The organism is Curtobacterium sp. P97, assembly GCF_023712445.1.
Taxonomy (GTDB): Bacteria; Actinomycetota; Actinomycetes; order Actinomycetales; family Microbacteriaceae; genus Curtobacterium.
On the sequence record NZ_JAMAYF010000012.1, the window covers coordinates 64755 to 84616 of the forward strand.

General features: G+C 68.9%; 18 protein-coding genes. 9 read left to right on the plus strand and 9 right to left on the minus strand.

All coding sequences use genetic code 11. The annotated features are described in order from the left end of the window. Positions 1 to 10: 10 nt before the first annotated feature. From M3677_RS13540 to M3677_RS13550, 3 genes are read right to left on the minus strand one after another with little or no spacing between them, the layout of a single operon-like run. Entirely contained in the window at positions 11 to 427 is a 417-nt protein-coding gene (locus tag M3677_RS13540; protein ID WP_251160826.1) for an arsenate reductase ArsC, read from the minus strand. Between the two features lie 23 nt (positions 428 to 450). Next, the gene (locus M3677_RS13545; RefSeq protein WP_251160813.1) at positions 451 to 1854 is read right to left on the minus strand and encodes an arsenic transporter; all 1404 of its coding nucleotides are present in this window, start codon (positions 1852 to 1854) and stop codon (positions 451 to 453) included. Next, positions 1854 to 3242: an FAD-dependent oxidoreductase gene (locus M3677_RS13550; protein ID WP_251160814.1), complete on the minus strand. Its 1389-nt coding sequence runs from the start codon at positions 3240 to 3242 to the stop codon at positions 1854 to 1856. Before M3677_RS13550 ends, M3677_RS13545 begins: the two co-directional genes overlap by 1 nt. A 111-nt stretch (positions 3243 to 3353) precedes the next feature. On the opposite strand from M3677_RS13550, the gene M3677_RS13555 reads away from it, so the two are divergent. The 3 genes from M3677_RS13555 to M3677_RS13565 all read left to right on the plus strand — a co-directional run bounded on the left by M3677_RS13555 (position 3354) and on the right by M3677_RS13565 (position 5070). After that, positions 3354 to 3710, plus strand: a complete 357-nt coding sequence (locus M3677_RS13555; protein ID WP_058724395.1) for a helix-turn-helix transcriptional regulator — start codon at positions 3354 to 3356, stop codon at positions 3708 to 3710. A 51-nt stretch (positions 3711 to 3761) separates the two neighbouring features. Next, positions 3762 to 4166 carry a hypothetical protein gene (locus tag M3677_RS13560; protein ID WP_175325521.1) on the plus strand — a complete coding sequence of 135 codons (405 nt, stop codon included), beginning with the start codon at positions 3762 to 3764 and terminating at the stop codon, positions 4164 to 4166. A gap of 130 nt (positions 4167 to 4296) precedes the next feature. Further along, complete coding sequence (locus M3677_RS13565) at positions 4297 to 5070, plus strand: hypothetical protein (protein ID WP_251154403.1); 774 nt, start codon at positions 4297 to 4299, stop codon at positions 5068 to 5070. A gap of 186 nt (positions 5071 to 5256) precedes the next feature. Here the strand turns inward: M3677_RS13565 and dnaB are convergent, their stop codons facing one another. The 6 genes from dnaB to M3677_RS13595 form a co-directional block, all read right to left on the minus strand. Continuing rightward, positions 5257 to 6621 (minus strand): replicative DNA helicase, encoded by a 1365-nt coding sequence (gene dnaB, locus M3677_RS13570; RefSeq protein ID WP_066657525.1) that lies wholly within the window; start codon positions 6619 to 6621, stop codon positions 5257 to 5259. Positions 6622 to 7146: 525 nt separating this feature from the next. After that, on the minus strand, positions 7147 to 7599 hold the full coding sequence (gene rplI, locus M3677_RS13575; RefSeq protein ID WP_058728351.1) for a 50S ribosomal protein L9: 453 nt from the start codon (positions 7597 to 7599) through the stop codon (positions 7147 to 7149). 14 nt (positions 7600 to 7613) lie between these two features. Continuing rightward, a complete protein-coding gene (rpsR, locus tag M3677_RS13580) occupies positions 7614 to 7871 on the minus strand; it encodes a 30S ribosomal protein S18 (RefSeq protein WP_017887834.1) in 258 nt (85 codons plus the stop codon). A gap of 50 nt (positions 7872 to 7921) precedes the next feature. Further along, positions 7922 to 8500 carry a single-stranded DNA-binding protein gene (locus M3677_RS13585; protein WP_251160815.1) on the minus strand — a complete coding sequence of 193 codons (579 nt, stop codon included), beginning with the start codon at positions 8498 to 8500 and terminating at the stop codon, positions 7922 to 7924. Positions 8501 to 8503: 3 nt separating this feature from the next. After that, on the minus strand, positions 8504 to 8875 hold the full coding sequence (gene rpsF, locus M3677_RS13590) for a 30S ribosomal protein S6 (RefSeq protein WP_058728349.1): 372 nt from the start codon (positions 8873 to 8875) through the stop codon (positions 8504 to 8506). A 173-nt stretch (positions 8876 to 9048) separates the two neighbouring features. Next, positions 9049 to 10485, minus strand: a complete 1437-nt coding sequence (locus M3677_RS13595) for a CCA tRNA nucleotidyltransferase (RefSeq protein ID WP_251160816.1) — start codon at positions 10483 to 10485, stop codon at positions 9049 to 9051. A 123-nt stretch (positions 10486 to 10608) separates the two neighbouring features. On the opposite strand from M3677_RS13595, the gene M3677_RS13600 reads away from it, so the two are divergent. The 6 genes from M3677_RS13600 to M3677_RS13625 all read left to right on the plus strand — a co-directional run bounded on the left by M3677_RS13600 (position 10609) and on the right by M3677_RS13625 (position 19433). After that, a complete protein-coding gene (locus M3677_RS13600; RefSeq protein ID WP_251160817.1) occupies positions 10609 to 14775 on the plus strand; it encodes a DUF6049 family protein in 4167 nt (1388 codons plus the stop codon). A gap of 119 nt (positions 14776 to 14894) precedes the next feature. After that, on the plus strand, positions 14895 to 15893 hold the full coding sequence (gene trxB / locus M3677_RS13605) for a thioredoxin-disulfide reductase (protein ID WP_066657530.1): 999 nt from the start codon (positions 14895 to 14897) through the stop codon (positions 15891 to 15893). A 63-nt stretch (positions 15894 to 15956) separates the two neighbouring features. Further along, positions 15957 to 16283: a thioredoxin gene (gene trxA, locus M3677_RS13610; RefSeq protein WP_022832611.1), complete on the plus strand. Its 327-nt coding sequence runs from the start codon at positions 15957 to 15959 to the stop codon at positions 16281 to 16283. A 177-nt stretch (positions 16284 to 16460) separates the two neighbouring features. Further along, the gene (locus M3677_RS13615) at positions 16461 to 17765 is read left to right on the plus strand and encodes a PLP-dependent aminotransferase family protein (RefSeq protein WP_209684773.1); all 1305 of its coding nucleotides are present in this window, start codon (positions 16461 to 16463) and stop codon (positions 17763 to 17765) included. A 40-nt stretch (positions 17766 to 17805) separates the two neighbouring features. Beyond that, positions 17806 to 18768, plus strand: a complete 963-nt coding sequence (locus M3677_RS13620; protein ID WP_066657533.1) for a D-alanine--D-alanine ligase — start codon at positions 17806 to 17808, stop codon at positions 18766 to 18768. A 116-nt stretch (positions 18769 to 18884) separates the two neighbouring features. Further along, positions 18885 to 19433 (plus strand): YdcF family protein, encoded by a 549-nt coding sequence (locus M3677_RS13625; protein WP_251160827.1) that lies wholly within the window; start codon positions 18885 to 18887, stop codon positions 19431 to 19433. Positions 19434 to 19862: the final 429 nt, after the last annotated feature.

Sequence of the window (19862 nt, forward strand, 5' to 3'; positions counted from 1 at the left end):
CTTCCGGTGGTCAGGCGGATGCTTCGGTGGGCAGCAGCTCGGCCAGGAGTGCCTGCACGCGGGTCTTGATCTCGTCGCGGATCGGGCGGACGTCGTCGATGCCCTTCCCGGCGGGATCGGTGAGGTCCCAGTCCTCGTACCGCTTGCCGGGGAAGATCGGGCACGCGTCACCGCAGCCCATCGTGATGACCGCGTCGGACTCGCGGACAGCGTCGGTGGTGAGGATCTTCGGCTGGTTCGAGGCGATGTCGATGCCGTCCTCCGCCATCGCTTGGATCGCGATCGGGTTGATCTGGTCCTTCGGCGCGGAGCCGGCGGAGAGGACCTGGACGCGTTTGCCGCCGAGGGCCTGGGCGTAGCCGGCGGCCATCTGGGAGCGGCCGGCGTTGTGGACGCAGACGAACAGGATCGTGGGGGTCGCGGTCATGGCGGTGCTTTCGGTTCGGGCGGTCATCGGATGAGGGTGAGCCAGCCGGCGAGGGCGGCGAGGGTGACGGCGAGGACGGGGACGGTGAGGACGATGCCGGTGCGGAAGTACTGCCCCCAGCCGATGTGGATGCCCTTCCGGTCGAGCACGTGCAACCACAGCAGCGTCGCCAGCGACCCGATCGGTGTGATCTTCGGGCCGAGGTCGGAGCCGATGACGTTGGCGTAGATCATCACCTCATGGGTCAGGCCGGTCGCTCCGGCTCCGCCGATCGCGAGGGCGGCGATGAGGACGGTCGGCATGTTGTTCATCAGCGACGCGAGGATCGCGATCACGAACCCGACCCCGAGCGCAGTGACGAGGACCCCGTGGTCCCCAAACACGTCGAACAGGCGGGCGAGGTAGTCGGTGAGGCCCTGGTTCTGCAGCCCGTACACGACGAGGTACATGCCGATCGAGAACAGCACGATCTGCCACGGCGCCTCCCGGATCGTCTTCCACACCGGAATCACCCGCCCCGACCCGCCACCGGTCCCACTGCCACCGGTGGTGACGGTGGCGGTGCCGCCGGTGGTGACGAGGACTGGGGACGCCGCCTGGCGGGCGAAGAGGAACGCGGGTTGCCGGGCGGCGACGAGGACGATCACGACCGCGCCGACACCGGCGACCGCGGCGAGGGGAACCCCGAGCGGGTCGGCGGCGAAGTAGCCGACCAGCAGCACGGCGAGGACCACCCATCCGGCGCGGAACGTCGCCCGGTCCTTCACAGCGGCGGCGGGCCGGGTGAGGGCGAGGACGTCGTACTGCTTCGGGATGCTCCTGCCGAAATAGGCCAGCAGCATCCCGAGGGACGCCAGCACGGACACGATGCCGACGGGCACCATGACGGCGGCGTACTCGGCGAACCCGAGGCTGAAGTAGTCGGCGGAGACGATGTTGACCAGGTTCGACACCACCAGCGGGAGGCTGCCGGTGTCGGCGATGAACCCGGTGGCGAGGATGAACCCTAGCGCCGCCTTCGCCGGCATGTTCAGCGCGCGGAGCATCCCGACGACGATCGGGGTGAGAATCAGCGCGGCCCCGTCGTTGGCGAACACGGCCGCGATGACCGCGCCGAGGCCGACGATCAGCACGAACAGCAGCCGACCGTTCCCGCGACCCCACCGGGCTACGTGGAGCGCGGCCCACTCGAAGAACCCGGCCTCGTCGAGGATCAACGAGATCAGCACCACCGCGACGAACGTCAGCGTCGCGTTCCACACGATCCCAACCACCGTCGGCACATCACCGAGCCCCACCACCGTGGTCACGAGAGCGATGACGGCACCGATGAGCGCGGTGTAGCCGATCGGGAAGCCCTTGGGCTGCCAGATCACCACCACGAGCGTCGCGACAAAGATCGCCGCAGCGACGACCGCCAGCACCATCAGACGCCCACCCCGGCCTGGCTCGACGCCGCGGCGGCGCGCTCCCAGCCCTGCGCGGCGACCTGCACGGCATCCCACGGGGACCCGAGCGGCGGCGTGTAGCTGAGGTCCAAGTCGATGACGTCGTCGACCGACAGGCCGGCGTGCAGGGCGGTGGCGAACGTGTCGATCCGCTTGCTGATCTCCGCGGTGCGTTCCCCGACGATCTGCGCCCCGAGGAGCCGTCCGGACGTGTGGTCGCCGGTGACGCTGATCGTCAACGGCACTGCACCCGGGTAGTACCGCTTGTGGTCGTCCGCGACCGTGACACGGGTCAGCGGCGACACGTCCAGCGGGGCGGTTTCGTGTTGGCGGAGGCCGGTGCGGGCGGCGACGAGGTCGAACACCTTCACCACCTGCGTCCCCACCGAGCCCGCGAAGGTCCGGGACCCGCCGAGCATGTTCTCCCCGGCGACGCGTCCCTGCTTGTGCGCGGTTGTCCCGAGCGGCAGCCAGGTCGTCCCGAGCAGGCGGTGGTGTGTCACGACGCAGTCACCCGCTGCCCACACGTGCGGCACCCCGGTGCGCATCTGCTCGTCGACGACGATCGCGCCGGCCTGCCCGAGCTGCGCACCTGCCGCGACCGCGAGATCCGTCACCGGCCGCACCCCGACACAGACCACCACGAGCGCGAACGTTCCGGCGGCGTCACCAAACGTGGAGGTAGTCGCGACGCTCCACTGCCCGCCGCCCGCGGGCGTGATTCCGGTGACGGTCGCACCGGTCAGCACCGTCGCACCGTGCCGACGGACCTCCTCGGTGACCAGGGACCCGAGTCCCGGGTCGAGGGTGGAGAGCACTTCCGGGCCGCGCTGGATCAGCGTCGTGTCGAACCCGCGGGCGACGAGCCCCTCGGTCATCTCGAGACCGATGTAGCCGGCGCCGACGACCGCGACGCGGCTGCCGGCAGGCAGGAGCTCCAGGGCGGCGACAACCTGCTCGGCGTCGGTCATCGAGTGCAGCAGGTGGATGCCGGGCTTACCGAACGGGATCCCGGCCGGGCGGACCGGCTCCGCGCCGGTCCCGATCAGCAGCTCGTCGTAGGCGATCTGCTCCTCACCAGCCGGTCCGGTGACGGACAGCAACTGGCGGTCGACGTCGACGGCGGAAGCCCAGGTGGAGGAGCGGACGGTCATCCCGGCGGCTTCGAGGTCTCCGCGGGTGCGGTGCGCGAGAGACGCTTCCGTAGCGACGTCGCCGGAGACCCAGTAGGGGATGCCGCAGATGGAGAAGTTCGGGAACTCGTCGGCGAGGACCACCGTCACGTCGGCCGACGGGTCCAGCTCACGGGCGCGGAGCGCTGCGGCGATGCCGGCGTCGCTGCCCCCAACGGCAACAAGGTGAGTCATCGGAGTCGGTCCTTCACAGATCGAGCGGAAGTCGAACAGGGGTATCGAAGCACGTCGATATCGATGAGCGCAAATATCGACGTGCATCGAACGACGTGGGATGATGGTGCGATGACGACGATCGAGCTGCTCCCCATCCAGGACGTCACCGCATGCTGCTCGCCCGTCACGACGGAAGCGATGACGCAGGAGTCCGCGGAAGTCCTCGCGAAGTCGTTGAAGGCGATCGCCGACCCGGCGCGGCTCCGGCTGATCTCGATGGTCGCCGCGCACGAGGGTGCAGAAGCGTGCGTCTGCGACCTGCAAGAACCGCTCGGCCTGTCCCAGCCCACCGTCTCGCACCACCTCAAGGTGCTCGTCGACGCCGGCATCCTGCACCGCGAGAAGCGCGGCACCTGGGCCTACTTCTCCCTCGTCCCCGGCGCCCTCGAATCAGTCGCGGCACTGCTCACCTCACCCACCCGGTGAGATCACCAAACTCACCTCGCGATGAAGCCTCCGCACGGTGAGGATGAAGACATGACCGACGAGCAAGAATCCAACCCAATTGCGGACGCCCGTGCACAGATCCGTTGGATGATGGAGGAGCAACGCAAGCAGCCGAAGGTGTTCACCGAGGTGAAGGACAGAGACCTTGTCACCTTGATGGACCGATTCGCTGGATCGCTTGAGTTCAACTCGATGCTCGTTGCTTCGCAACTGATCGCGGAAGTCAGCCGACGACAACTGTGGGATGCCGTCATCGAGCGGCGCACCGCCATGCTTGCTTTGGGACATCCTGACGAGGACCGAGCGACACTCCGAGATCGTGCGCAGCTGGAGCTGGACCACTTCCGGAACGAGCACTTCCCAGTCGACCCTGACATCTTCGGTGATGACGGAGCAAAAGCAGAGGCAGCTTGGAACGGCTACATCCAATTCTGATCGAACGATCGAAACCCGCGTCCAGCAAAGCGGTAGAGCATGGGACCGTGGCGGCGACCACTCCCAACGAGCCCGACGACGGAGACGGCACGCTGAGTCAGCGACCAGTACGACGTCGCGGGAGGTTCGCGTGGCGACGGTAGTGCTCGAGATCCGCTATCAATGGCCGGCGCATCAGGTCGACCACTCTGCGGTCCGCCGTCACTTCAACGCTCCCCGCCTGACCGTCGCCGGCGAGGAGAACGGGCCAGAGACGTTGCGGTTCCAACCCGATGCGACTCAACGGGCCACTCTGACGTGGGTCCTCGGGGACCGAACCATGTGGACGATTGAGCCACCCGGCGAGACGCTGCCGGAGCCTGCGGAGGCATGGGACGACTGGCAGAAGCAGGCGGACATGGCGCTGTGGATGTTCCGCGGCGATCTCGCCAGCAGAGGTAAACGTCACTCAGTGGTCTACGCCCTACTGACCGGTGAGGTTGTGTTTTACGCAGCGGACGGAAACACCATCATGCGGTACCCCCATGAACCAATCCCGGACGAGACGCCGGAACCCGACGGCTACGTCGCAAGTGAGCTCGGAAAGGCGTGGGCCGACAACTGGGAGTTCGGTTTCGAGCCCTTGTCCGGCGATGAACGCGACTACGTTGGCCTGATTTGGCAGGCAGATGAACATCGATGGCTGGATGCTGGCACGTACAAACCGGTCGACAAAGACGAATACCCGGAGCTAATCAGCTTCGCCGAGCAGGATCTCCAGCGCATCCGCCGCGCTGAAGAGATCGCAGATGAGTGGTACGAGGCGTACCTACTGGTCCTCATCAACCTGTTCCCTGGCGGAGTCAGCATCGAGCATCGACGACGGGCAGTTCGGCACGACGATCTGAGCGCCGGGCTGGCGTAACGCCGAGTAGGGACACACCACTCCTCGCGGGCGCCGAGGTAGCGAGCGGTCACGACGCCACCGCGTGGTCACTCAGGTCTGAGGAAGACCGGCGGGACTGCCAAATAACGTGTCCACCTCCGTATTTCAGGACACGTTGTGTGGCAGTTGGACACGTTCGTTGGCGGACGACAACAACAGGTCGCCCTACTGCGGCATGTCGACGAACCGCGAGAACATCCCGTGGAACGCCACCGTGATGGTGTCCGTCGGGCCGTTGCGGTGCTTGGCCACGATGAGGTCCGCCTCACCCTGACGCGGGTTGTCCTTCTCGTACGCCGACTCACGGTGCAGCAGGATGACCATGTCGGCGTCCTGCTCGATGGAGCCCGACTCACGCAGGTCCGAGATCATGGGCTTCTTGTCGGCACGCTGCTCCGGACCACGGTTCAGCTGCGACAGCGCGATGACCGGCACGCCGAGTTCCTTCGCCATGAGCTTCAGCGCACGCGAGAACTCCGAGACCTCCTGCTGACGGCTCTCGACCTTCTTGCCCGAGGTCATCAGCTGCAGGTAGTCGATGACCACGAGCTTGAGGTTGTGCTGCTGCTTGAGCCGGCGGCACTTCGCCCGGATCTCCACCAGGGTCATGTTGGGGGAGTCGTCGATGAAGAACGGGGCGTCGTTGATGCGCCCGCGGGTCTGCGCGATGGTCGTCCAGTCACGGGAGTCGACGGTGCCCTTGCGCATGTTCTGCAGCGGCACGCTCGACTCGGCGGAGAGCAGGCGCATCGCGATCTCGGCGCGACCCATCTCGAGCGAGAAGAACGCGGCGGTCTGGTCGTGCTTGAGCGCTGCGGCGCGGCACAGGTCGAGGGCCAGGGTCGACTTGCCGAGCGCGGGTCGGGCGGCGACGATGATGAGCTGCCCGGGGTGGAAACCGTTCGTCAGGGCGTCGAGGCCGCTGAATCCGGTCGGGACGCCGGTCATCTGCCCGTCGCGCCCCTTGGCGGCCTCGATCTCGTCGATCGCGGCGCCGATGGCGTCGGTGAGGGGCACGTAGTCCTCGGTCTGCACGCCGCCGGCGACGTTGTAGACCTCCGCCTGCGCGCTGTTCACGAGGTCGGTGACCTCACCCTCGGACGCGTAGCCCATCTGCACGATGCGGGTGCCCGCGTCGACCAGACGGCGGAGCACGGCCTTCTCGGCGACGATCGCTGCGTAGTACCCGGCGTTCGCCGCGGTCGGCACCATGCTCGTGACGCTGTGCAGGTACTCGGCGCCGCCGGCCCGGGAGAGCAGTCCGGTCTTGGTCAGCTCGTCGGTGACGGCGATCACGTCGGTGGGCTCACCGTGCGAGTACAGCGACAGGATCGCGTCGAAGATGACCTCGTGCTTCGGGATGTAGAAGTCCACCCCGCGCGCGGTCTCGATGACGTCGGCGACGGCGTCCTTCGACAGCAGCATGCCGCCGATGGTGGACTGCTCCGCGAGCAGGTCGTGCGGCGGCGTCCGCTCCGAACCCCGTTCGGACAGGTCCTGCGGGGACGGATCGAGATGCGCGATCGACACACGGACTCCCTCTTGTCGTGACGGTGCGGGCCTCGGCCCACACCGGCTTTCCTACCCCGGACGACCGACATCCCCTGCTCTCCGCCGAGTCGCTGGGCCAAGCTACGGGGACAGAGTTATCCCCAGCAAACGGCCCTGTGGATAACTCTGTGGAGAGGATGCGGAACACGCCGGACACGCATGTGCACAACTGTGGAAGGACGTGTGGACAAGTCGGCGTTCGAACACGTGTTCTTGCCCCGGACCTGGGCTTTCCCGTTCCACACCGTGTGTGGAGAACCGCGGTTCAAGTACACCTTGAAGGTTCCGATTCGGGGCGTTTCGACTGTGTAAAACGACTTGACAACAGGCCCTCCTGTGGGGAGCGTTCTCGGTTCGTTCCCAGCAAGCCCGGACGGGCGCGAGAGGTAACCGGCCAACGGAGCAACACCTGTCCCACAGCAACACCCGCGCGCGGCGAGCCGCGCGCACGACGAAGGGCGGGCCTCCCGGAGGAGACCCGCCCTTCGACGGTGGTGACGCTGCTTACTTGGCGGCGACGACCTGCAGGGAGATCACCGCGGTGATGTCCTCGCGCAGACGCACGGTGGCCTCGTGGTCACCGACGGTCTTGATGGTCGCGGGGACCTCGACCTTGCGCTTGTCCAGCGAACCGACGCCCTGCGCCTGGACCGCGTCGGCGACGTCCGCCGGGCGGACCGAGCCGAACAGGCGGCCGTCCTTGCCGGCCTTGACGGTCAGCTTGATGGTCGCGTTCTCGAGCTTCATCTTGAGGTCCTGAGCCTCTTCGATGGTGGCGAGCTCGCGAGCGGCACGGGCCGCACGGATCGACTCGACCTGCTTCTCGCCGCCCTTGGACCACGCGACGGCGAAGCCCTGGGGGATGAGGTAGTTGCGGGCGTAGCCGTTCTTGACGTCGACGACGTCACCGGCGGAACCGAGGCCGGAGACCTCGTGGGTGAGGATGAGCTTCGACATGGTGATCCTCCTGATCAGCGGCCGGAGCCGGCGTAGGGGAGGAGCGCCATCTCACGGGCGTTCTTCACGGCACGGGCGATGAGGCGCTGCTCCTGGACGGAGACGCCGGTGATGCGACGGGCGCGGATCTTGCCACGCTCCGAGATGAACTTGCGCAGGGTCGCGACGTCCTTGTAGTCGATGACGCCGACCTTGATCGACTTCGCGGGAGCGGCGTTCTTGCCGCCCTTGCCGCGAGGCTTCCGGCGGTCGCCGGTGCTCTTTCCAGCCATTGTTTGTCCTTAGAGAAGAAGAAGTTGTGTGTCCGTCAGACCGCTGAGGATCAGAACGGGGTCTCGTCGTCGTACGAGCCGCCGGGCTGGCTCCACACGTCGTTCGACTGTGCGTTGCCGCCCTGCTGGCCGCCCTGGGGCGACCACGGTGCGTCCGACTGACCGCCGCCGCTGTTGTTGTTGTTCCAGCCGCCGCCGTTCCCGCCCTGGCCACCGCCGGAGGCGTTGCCGCCGCCGACCTGGCCACGACCGCCACCGGAGCCACCCGCAGCGCGGGTGATCTGGGCGGTCGCGTAGCGGAGCGACGGGCCGATCTCGTCGACCTCGAGCTCGATGCTCGTGCGCTGCTGGCCCTCACGGTCCTGGTAGGAGCGCTGACGGAGACGACCCTGCGCGATGACGCGCGAGCCCTTCGTCAGCGAGCCCGCCACGTGCTCGGCGAACTCGCGCCACACGCTCGCACGGAGGAACAGCGCGTCGCCGTCCTTCCACTCGTTCGCCTGACGGTCGAACGTGCGAGGGGTGGAGGCGATGGTGAAGTTCGCCACCGCGAGCCCGTTCTGCGTGTACCGCAGCTCCGGGTCTGCGGTGAGGTTGCCCACCACCGTGATGACGGTTTCGCCGGCCATGAGCTACTCGGCGCTCGCGGTCGCGTTCGCGGCCTTGCGGGCCGCGCGGGCCTCGTCGCGCTGCTTCTGCGCGGCGACCTGGGCGATCGCCTCTTCGGCGCGGAGGACCTTCGTGCGGAGCACGGCCTCGGAGAGACCGAGCTGACGGTCGAGCTCCTTGGCGGCCTCGGGCGTCGAGGTGAAGTCGACGACGGCGTAGATGCCCTCGGACTTCTTCGCGATCTCGTAGGCCAGGCGACGACGGCCCCAGACGTCCACGTTGTCGACGGTGCCACCGTCGTTGCGGATGACCGCGAGGAACTTGTCCAGGCTGGGAGCGACGGTGCGCTCGTCGATCTCGGGGTCGAGGATCGCCATCAGTTCGTACTGGTGCATGCGGAACCCACCTCCTTTGGTCTCGGCGGCTCCGGGCGGTTCCCGGAGCAGGAGGGTTGATGCATGTGTCCGGACACGCAGGAGCGCGTGGACAACTCGAGTAGCTTAGCCCACGGCCTGGAGGCGCGCCACCGGTCGTGCAGAGCGGCCGGCGTCGTCAGGCGGTCGCGTCGTCAGGCGGTCGCGTCGCGCTCGGCCCACCAGGCGCGCAGGCGCTGCTCGGCCTCGTCGGCGCCGAGGGGACCCTCGTCCATGCGGACCTCGAGCAGGTGGCGGTACGCCTCGCCCACGGCACGCCCCGGCGGGATGTCGAGGATCCGCATGATGTCGTCGCCCGTCAGGTCCGGACGGATCGAGTCGAGTTCCTCCTGGTCGGCCAGCGCCGTGATGCGGTCCTCGAGGTCGTCGTACGCGAAGCCGAGCCGGTCGGCCTTCCGACGGTTCCGCGTCGTGACGTCCGAGCGGGTGAGCTCGTGCAGGCGCTCGAGCAGCGGGCCGGCGTCCCGGACGTAGCGGCGGACGGCGGAGTCGGTCCAGGCACCCTCGGTGTAGCCGAAGAACCGCAGGTGCAGCTCGATCAGTCGGGAGACGGCGGCGATGGTGTCGTTGTCGAACCGCAGCGCCCGCAGTCGCTTCTTCGCGAGCTTCGCGCCGACCAGGTCGTGGTGGTGGAAGCTGACGGCACCGCCGGGCTCGAGCTTGCGGGTGGCCGGCTTGCCGATGTCGTGCAGCAGGGCCGCGAGCCGGAGCACGGTGTCGGGGGCCTCGCCCGGGTGCCGCTCGGCCTCGTACCCGATGGCCTGGGACAGCACCGTCAGCGAGTGCTCGTACACGTCCTTGTGGTGGTGGTGCTCGTCGATCTCCAGCCGCATCGCGGGGAGCTCGGGCAGGAAGCGCTCGGCGAGCCCCGTGTCCACGAGCAGACGGATGCCGGGGACCGGCTCGGACGTGTTCAGCAGCTTCACGAGCTCGTCACGCACCCGCTCGGCCGACACGATGTCGATCGAGTCGGCGAGGTCCGTCATCGCGGCACGCACCTCGCCGGACACCGTGAAGCCCAGCTGCGCGGTGAATCGTGCGGCGCGCATCATGCGCAGGGGGTCGTCGCGGAACGAGACGGGCGCCGCCTGCGGGGTGTGCAGGCGCCCGGCGAGCAGGTCCTCGACCCCGCCGTGCACGTCGACGAGCTCACGCTGGGGGAGGCGGAGCGCCATGGCGTTCACCGTGAAGTCACGGCGGAGCAGGTCGTCCTCGATGGAGTCGCCGAACGCCACCTCGGGCTTGCGGGTCTCGCCGTCGTACACGTCGCTGCGGTAGGTCGTGATCTCGACCTGCTCGCCGGCGACCCGGGCGGCGATGGTGCCGAACTGCCGACCGACGTCCCACGTCGCGCTCGCGATCGGCTCGACGATGCGCAGGACGTCGTCGGGGCGGGCGTCGGTCGTGAAGTCGAGGTCGGTGACGGCACGGCCGAGGAAGGCGTCGCGGACGGGGCCGCCGACCAGCGCCAGCTCGTGTCCGGCGTCGGCGAACGCCCGAGCGAGGACGGCGACGGGCTCGGTGGCTGCGAGTGCGTCGAGTCGTTCGACGGCCTGGGCAACGGACTGCATGACGGACCTCATCCTCCCAGATCGGTGCGCCGAGTTCTCCACACGGCCCGCGCGCACGGGATCGTCCCCGTCCGCCCCTCGTACACTCGTGCTCGGCCGGAACCGACCCTCGGGCCCTCCTGTATGCACATCCTCCGCTCCACGCTCGCCGCCGCTGCCACGGCCCTCGTCGCCGTCGGCCTCGTCGCCACGCCCGCAGGTCCGGACCCGGCGCACGCCGCCTCCGTCGACCGCACCACGACGCGCACCGCGGCACCGGCCGCCGCCGACCAGGGGAAGACCACCGTGTCGATCGCCCCGGCCGACCGCGGGATCGTCCGACGGGACGAGGACCTCCAGGTCACGGTCACGGTGACCAACGACACGGACACGGACGTCCCCGCCGGGTCGGTCGAGCTCGACATCTTCCGCTCCGAGAGCACGCGCGACGTCCTCTCCGACTGGCTCTCCGACACCACCACGACCGGTTACCTCGGCGCCCCGATGGACTCGGCGGACGTCCCGGTCGTCCCGGCGCACCGCTCGGTGACCCAGACGGTGACCATCGTGCCGGGCAACGTCGCACTCGGCGGCTACTCGTCCTTCGGCGCCCGACGCATCGCGGCCGAGTACACCGCGGGCGACACCTTCGCCGTCGCCCGGTCCGCGATCACCTGGTACCCGGACTTCCAGCAGACCCCGGTCGGTGTCTCGGTCGCGATGCCGATCACCCTGCCGAGCACGGCTGACGGCGTGATCGGTGCCAACGACCTCGCGGCGGCGACCGCGGTGGACGGCACCCTCACCCAGCAGCTCGACGCCGCCGTGGACCACAACGTGGCCGTCGGCGTCGACCCGAGGATCATCGCCTCGATCCGGCTGCTCGGCGAGAACGCCCCGTCGAGTGCGCGCAACTGGCTCGACCGGCTCGAGGGGCTCCGGAACGAGACCTTCGCGCTGTCGTACGCCGACGCCGACGTCACCGGGCTGCGCCAGGCCGGCGCGGACGGGATCCCGGGCGTGATCTCGCTCGACCAGGCGGTCGAGGAGCAGAACTTCCCCGGTGCCAGCACGCCGACCCCGACCCCGACGGCCACCGGGACGCCGACGGCCTCGGCCAGCGCGGGTGCCCCCGTCGACGAGACCCCGGACGCGACACCGACCCCCTCGGACGACGTGACCGCCGGCACCCAGGACGGCACAGGTCAGGACGGCTCGGGGCAGGACGACACCGACGGCACGACCACGACGCTGCCGACCACCGCCAGCCTGCTGGACTTCCCGTACGCACTCGACGACGTCGCGTGGCCGGTCGAGAACACCGTGGCCACCGACGACCTGCCCGCACTCGCGAAGGCCGGCACCGAGACGACGATCATCGCGAGCGGCAACACCTCCGCCGGCCCGGACACCACCGTCTCCGCCGCCGAGCGCATCGGCGACCAGAAGGTCCTCGTCGCCGACCAGGGCATGTCGGCCCTGCTGCGGGACGCCGCCGACGCCACCGACCAGCGCGCCTACGACGCGGCCGTGGCGGAGCTCACCGCGACCCTGGCGACGGCGGCGCGTGCCGGTACTGCCCAGAGCCCCGTGCTCCTGACCCTCGGCCGCAGCTGGCCGACCGAGACCGGTCGGCTGAGCGCTGTGCTCGACTCGCTCGAGGACACCCCGTGGGTGTCTCCCTCGGACCTGTCGACCGCGGCGAAGGCGACAGCCGGATCGCTCACCCTGGCGCCGGCCGACGACGGCGACGCCCGCCTCGACCGCCTGCGGACCCTGGTGGACAGCGAGCGCGAGCTCGTCGCCTTCGCATCGGCCGTCGACGACCCCGCGACCGTCACCGCCCCCGCGCGGCTCCGGCTGCTCGCCCTGGCGTCGAACGCCTGGCGGGACGAACCCGACGCCCTCACCACCGCCGTCGACCGGCAGGCCCGGTCCTGGACGCAGACCACCGACCAGGTGAGCATCCCCGACTCCAGCTCGCTGACGCTGCTCGGGGACCGATCGTCGCTGCCCGTGTCGGTCCGCAACCGGACGGACTACCCGGTCACCGTGCGCCTCAACGTCCAGCCGTCGAGCTCGGCGCTGCAGGTCGTGCGGAACGACATCGAGGTGAAGCTCCAGCCGCAGTCCTCCGCCCGCACGACCATCCCGGTCCGGTCGGTCGCGAACGGCACGGTCAACCTGACGATGTCCCTGACCACGCCGACCGGGGTCACCGTGTCGCAGCCCACCACGGTCGAGCTCAACGTGCAGGCGCAGTGGGAGACCGTGATCACCGCGGTGGCCGCGATCGGCCTCGTCGCGATCTTCGGCTTCGGGATCTTCCGCAGCATCCGGAAGCGCATCCGCCGCCGCAACGGCGAGCTCGACGACGAGGACGACGACGACCCGAACCGTCCGCTCGCGGTCCAGCCCGATGCCCCCGGCGCCCCTGCCCGATCGGGAGGCCCGTCCCACGTCGCACAGGCGGCGCCCGCCGCCGCCGTGGTCGGCACCACTGCCGCGTCCGGTCCCGCGCGCGTCGCACCGCAGCAGGCCGGTGCGCGCCCTGCGGACGCGACGGTGCGCGACGGCGGCGAGCCGCGCCTCCAGGCCGGCCGTCCGGACCAGGACGACACCCCGCCAGATCCCGAGGAGCCGACCATCAGCACGCAGCAGCAACCCGCCGTCGACGCGGAGCCCGCGGCCGAACGGAACCTCGGTCGGGCGAGCGCGATGCTCGCGGCGGGCACGATGGCGTCCCGTGTGCTCGGATTCGCCAAGACCTTCGTCCTGGCCTTCGCGATCGGTCAGAACCAGTCGATCTCGGCGAACGCGTTCGCCGTCGCGAACCAGCTGCCGAACAACATCTACGCGCTCATCGCAGGCGGTCTGCTGTCGGCGGTGCTGATCCCGCAGATCGTCCGATCGATGCGGCAGAACGCCGACGGCGGAGCCGCCTACGTGAACAAGATCGTCACGCTCGGAGCGACCGTCTTCGTCTGCATCGCGGTGGTCGCCACTGCGATCGCACCGCTGCTCGTGCAGCTCTACACGTCGAACTCGTCCTCGGAGAACCTCGACCGCGCAGCGACCGACCTCGCCGTGGCGTTCGCTTTCTGGTGCCTGCCCCAGATCCTCTTCTACGCGATGTACTCCCTGCTGGGAGAGGTCCTGAACGCCAAGCAGGTCTTCGGTCCCTTCACGTGGGCGCCCCTGCTCAACAACGTGATCGCTGTCGCCGGTCTGATCGTGTTCATCGCGATGTTCGGGACCGACAACAGCTCCGTCGGCGAGTGGACGCCGTTGAAGATCGCCGTCCTCGCGGGCAGCGCGTCCCTCGGCGTCCTCGCACAGGCCGCCTTCCTGCCGTTCTTCTGGAAGCGGGCCGGCCTGACGTTCCGGCCGGACTTCCGTTGGCGCGGCGTCGGCCTCAAGGCGACCGGGACCGCCGCGGCATGGCTCTTCGCGATGATCCTCGTCACGCAGGTCGCCGGGATCGTCCAGTCCCGTGTGGCGTGGCTCGGTGGCACGGACGGGCCCGGCAACGCGGTGCTCGCGAACGCGTGGCTCCTGTTCATGCTCCCGCACTCGATCGTCACCGTGTCGATCGCGACCGCGTACTTCACGCGCATGAGTCACGACGCAGACGCGGGTGACCTCGACGCGGTCCGTCGCAACCTCTCGCTGTCCCTCCGGATCGTGGGCCTCTTCACCGTCTTCGCCACGGTGGCACTGATGGTCGTCGCGGTGCCCTTCGGGCGCGTGTACGAGGGACGGTTCGAGGACTCGCTCGCCGTGGGCGCTGTCCTGGTCGCCTACATGCCGGGTCTCGTGCTGTTCAGCATGCTCTTCATCATCCAGCGCGTCTTCTGGGCCCTCCACGACCACCGGACACCGTTCCTCATGCAGTGTGTCCAGTCCGTGCTCTTCGTCGTCGGCGCTGTTGCCGCGACGGCGCTCCCCTCATCGCTCATCGGCATCGGTGTGGCCGCCTGCACGACCCTCGCCGGGTCGGCGCAGACGATCATCGCGCTCATCCTGGTACGCAAGCGCCTGTCCGGGATCGAAGGGCCCGTGGTCACCCGCTCGCACGTGCAGTTCATCATCGCCGCGCTCGTCGCCGGCGCCGCTGGCGTCGTCGTCGTCACCTTCTTCGGAGCGTTCTCCGCAGACGGCTTCGCCATGTCCGACCGGACGGGCGCGCTCGTCACCATCGCGCTGACCGGAGCCGTCATGGCGCTCGTGTACTTCGGCGCCCTGGTCGTGTCGAAGAACGGCGAGATCGCGAACGCGGTCGCGCTGCTCCGCAAGCGGCTCGGACGCTGACCGCCGATCGTCCGCACATCGGCTGTCCGCTCATCGGTTGTCCGCTCACCGGTGGGCCGGAATGTCCCGCCGCTACCATGTGTTGACCCGGTCAGCACTCAACGGAAGGGCAGCGAGGCATGCGCCAGCTCATCATCATCGGTTCCGGTCCCGCCGGGTTCACCGCCGGCATCTACGCCGCGCGCGCGGAGCTCAAGCCCCTGATCGTCGCGTCCAGCGTCGAGACCGGCGGCGAGCTCACCAAGACCACCGAGGTCGAGAACTTCCCGGGCTTCCCCGAGGGGATCCAGGGCCCGGACCTCATGATCAAGATGCAGGAACAGGCCGAGAAGTTCGGCGCCGAGGTCCTGTACGACGACGCGGTCTCGGTCGACCTGACCGGTGAGGTCAAGAAGGTCACCGTCGGGTCCGGAGAGACGTACGAGGCCCTCGCGGTCATCTACGCGACCGGATCGGCGTACCGCCACCTCGGTCTCGCCGACGAAGAGCGTCTGTCCGGCCACGGCGTCAGCTGGTGCGCCACGTGCGACGGGTTCTTCTTCCGGCAGAAGAACATCGCCGTCGTCGGCGGCGGCGACTCCGCGATGGAAGAAGCCACGTTCCTCACCCGGTTCGCCGACAAGGTGACGGTCATCCACCGCAAGGACAGCCTGCGCGCGTCGAAGATCATGCAGGACCGTGCGATGAACGACCCGAAGATCGAGTTCGCGTGGAACAAGGAGGTCACCGGGATCACGGGTGACTCCTCGGTCGAGGGCGTCACCCTCCGCGACACGGTCACCGGGGAGGAGTCCTCGCTCCAGCTCGACGGTCTGTTCATCGCGATCGGCAACGACCCGCGGACGCACCTCATCCACGGGCAGATCGACCTCGCTCCCGAGGGCACGATCGCGGTCCAGGGTCGTTCGTCGAAGACCAACCTGCCCGGGGTCTTCGCCGCGGGTGACGTCATCGACCCGACCTACCGTCAGGCGATCACGGCAGCCGGTTCCGGTACCGTCGCCGCGCTCGACGCGGAGAAGTACCTCGCCGAACTCGACGACGCGCTGGTCGACCAGGCCGAGGGCGTCACGCCCGCGGGGCCGGCGATCATCGACGTCGAGGCCGCACGGGCCTGACCCAGACCGGAATACCGCAGCGGCCCAGCCGTTGCACCAACTGAACTTCTCGAAGGAGCACACATGTCCAACGCAAAGGCCGTCACCGACGCCACCTTCTCGGACGAGGTCCTCAAGTCCGACAAGACCATCCTCGTCGACTTCTGGGCCGAGTGGTGCGGCCCGTGTCGCGCCGTGTCCCCGATCCTCGACCAGATCGCCGCGGAGCACGCCGACAAGATCGAGATCGTCAAGCTCAACGTCGACGACAACCCGCAGTCGGCCATGAACTACCAGATCACGTCGATCCCGGCGATGAAGGTGTTCAAGGGCGGCGAGGTCGTCAAGACCGTCATCGGCGCCAAGCCGAAGCCGGCGCTCGAGGCCGACCTCGCCGAGTTCCTGGCGTAGTCCGACCGACAGACCGCGAACGGCCCCGCTCTCCTCGGAGGGCGGGGCCGTCGCCGTTCCCGGATGCCGGCTGCGCGCGCCAGGGCCACAGCTTCAGGATCGGCCCCCGCCTCCCACCGCGGATCCGGCAACGCATGTCGTAGTGTGGCGGGAATGTCCCACTGAACGGAGTACACGATGACGAACGGCAACAGCCTCGACCCCTGGTACGACTCCTACGCCCAGCGCACCGCCGGGCTGAGCGCCTCCGAGGTCCGAGCCCTGTTCGCCGTGGCATCGCGGCCCGAGGTGGTCTCGCTCGCCGGCGGCATGCCGTACGTCTCGGCGCTCCCGCGGGAGCTCGTCACGGGGTCCATCGACCGCGTGATGACCGAGGACGCCGCGATGGCGCTGCAGTACGGCGGTGGGCAGGGCCTGCGCTCCCTCCGTGAGCACATCGTCGACGTGATGAGCCTCGAGGGCATCCGTGCCAGCGCCGAGGACGTCGTGGTCACCACCGGCTCGCAGCACGCGCTCGACCTCGTCACGCGGCTCTTCATCGATCCGGGCGACGTCGTGCTCGCCGAGTCGCCGTCGTACGTCGGCGCCATCGGGGTCTTCCGCTCGTACCAGGCGGAGACCGTCCACGTGACCACCGACGAGCACGGCCTGGTCCCCGAAGCGCTGCGCGAGGCGATCGCGAACCTGCGCACGCAGGGCAAGCGGATCAAGTTCCTCTACACGATCCCGAACTTCCACAACCCGGCGGGTGTCACGATGAGCCGTGAGCGCCGCATCGAGGTGCTCGACATCTGCCGCTCGAACGGCATCCTCGTGCTCGAGGACAACCCGTACGGACTGCTCTGGTTCGACGAGCCCGCTCCGCAGGCGATCCGGTCGATCGACGACGAGGGCGTCGTGTACCTCGGGTCCTTCTCGAAGACCCTGGCTCCCGGCTTCCGTGTCGGTTGGGCCCTCGCCCCGCACGCCATCCGCGAGAAGCTCGTGCTCGCCAACGAGTCGGCCGTCCTCGCGCCGAACTCCTTCGGTCAGTACGTCGTCAACGCCTACCTGGACGCCGCAGACTGGAAGGGGCAGGTCGACACCTTCCGGGGCCTCTACGCGGAGCGCAGGGACGCGATGATGGCCGCCCTGGGGGAGTTCCTGCCGGACCTCACCTGGACGAAGCCGAACGGTGGGTTCTTCGTCTGGCTGACGCTGCCCGACGCCCTCGACTCGAAGGGCATGCTGCCCCGTGCCGTGAAGGAACTCGTCGCGTACACACCGGGGACCGCCTTCTACGCCGACGGCCGTGGCGGCGGCAACATCCGCCTGTCCTTCTGCTACCCGACCCCCGATCAGATCCGGGTCGGCGTCAAGCGCCTGGCCACCGTCATCAACGACGAGCTCGAGCTCCTCGAGACCTTCGGACACACAACTCGTCCGAGCGCGGTGTCCGAGTCGCGCTCCACCGTCGTCGCGCCGCCGCCGAACGTGTCCTGATCAACACTTTCATCGTTCGCTCTTCCCGGAGGACCCTCGCATGGCCGAGCTCACCCGTCGTCACGTCGTCGTCGTCGCGGGAGGGATCTCGCACGAACGAGACGTCTCCCTGCGGTCAGGGCGACGCGTCGCCGACTCACTGACCGGTTACGGCTGGACGGTCGACCTGCGCGATGCCGACGCGTCGCTCCTGCCCGCGCTGCGCGAGTCACGCCCGGATGTCGTCTGGCCGGCCCTGCACGGCGCGTCCGGCGAGGACGGCGCGCTGCGGGGCATCCTGGAGGCTCTGGACATCCCGTTCGTCGGCTCCCGTTCCACGTCAGCCCGGCTCGCATGGGACAAGCCCACCTCGTCCGCGCTCGTCGCGCGGGCCGGTGTGCGGACCCCTCGGTCGGTCACGTTGTCGCACGACGTCTTCCGCGAGCTCGGTGCCGTGGGCGTCCTCGACGCCATCGCCGCGGAACACCCGGTGCCGCTCGCCGTGAAGCCGGCACGAGGCGGGAGCGCACAGGGGGTCACGCTCGTCGAGGACGCACACGATCTCCCGCGTGCGATGGTCAGCGCGTACACCTACTGCGACGACGTCGTGGTCGAACAGCTCATCCGCGGCACCGAGGTCGCCGTCGGGATCATCGACACGGGTGACGGCCCGGTGGCGCTCTCGGCGGTCGAGATCGTCCCGAAGAGCGGGACGTACGGGTTCGAGGCGCGCTACAACGCGGGGGAGACGACCTTCTTCACGCCCGCCCGACTGTCGGGCGACTTCGCCTCCGCCGCCGCAGACGCAGCCGTGTCAGCGCACACGGCGCTCGGTCTCCGCCACATCTCGCGCGTCGACCTGATCATCGATGCGGCAGGGACGCCGTGGTTCCTCGAAGCCAACGTCCTCCCGGGTCTGACCGAGACCTCCCTCGTTCCGCAGGCGCTGAGTGCCTCCGGCTTCGACCTCGGTTGGACCTACGCGGAGCTCGCGGAACAGGCCATCCGCGACCACCGCAGCTGACCATGTCAGTACGACGCAGGGGCAGTGTTCCACGTGGAACACTGCCCCTGCTCGTTGTGGCCGTCCCGTTGGGCGCTGCCGCGATCGTCGGCGAGGTTGCTCATGCTGTGGCATCGATGACTGCGCGGCGCGCGCTCGGCACGATTCCGACTCGCACCGCGGGGAGGACAGCGGGCACCGGAGCGGTGACGGCCATCGTCGTCCTCGGTTTCGCGAATGCAGGCCCCGACCCGAACGCGGTGAACCGATGGCGCGCCAGTATCGCCGTGCGCACCGCCCGGCGGTACGAAGCAGCGGGTGACACCGCCATCATCGTGTGCTGCGGCGGAGCGGTGCGCGGGGCGTTCCCTGAGGCTGATCTGCTCGAGAATGCGGTGCGCCGGCTCGGGTGGACCGGTGCGGTCAGGAAGGACCGCGACAGCGTCTCCACATGGGAGAACATCGCGAACGCGAGGCCGATGATCGCCGCCGCAGACCGCGTCGTCATCTGCTCGAACGGACTCCACGCCGCGAAGGGGCGAACGTACCTCCGCCGCCAGGACGGGCACCTCGCGTCGAAACTGGCCCCAGCGCTGGACTATCGCGTCGGAGAGATGCTCTGGGCGAAGCCGGTCTTCGCCGCCGTCGGTATCTGGAAGCTCCTCCGGACGCGCCGTTCCACGTGAAACACTCCGACGAGTGGTCGCCGGATGCACTGTCGCCCGTCGTGGGACGGTTGACGAGGACGTCTCCGGGGAGCGCGCCGAACCACGTGATCCGGACGCGGTGAACAGAGCCGGCGTGCGTTCGTCATCTCCATCGGGACAGGGGCGCGGAGACCGATCATGCTCGCCAGCGCGGTAGGGCTACTGCATCGCCGGTTCCCAAGCGGAGATCGCGCCGATCGGTCCCTCTGCTGCTGACCGGGTGCGGACAGCTCTCGCAGGACGGTCGTCGTCGAGGTGCACCGCGCCGCCGATTCTCCAACCTCGACCCTTCGTGCAGCCCCGAGCCTCGCATTGTTTCAGGAGCGGACTCAGGGCGCCTCCTGCACCACGGGCAAGCCGGTCGTGAATTGGTGCATCCGGAGCACAGGTACCGCACATCGCTCCGGT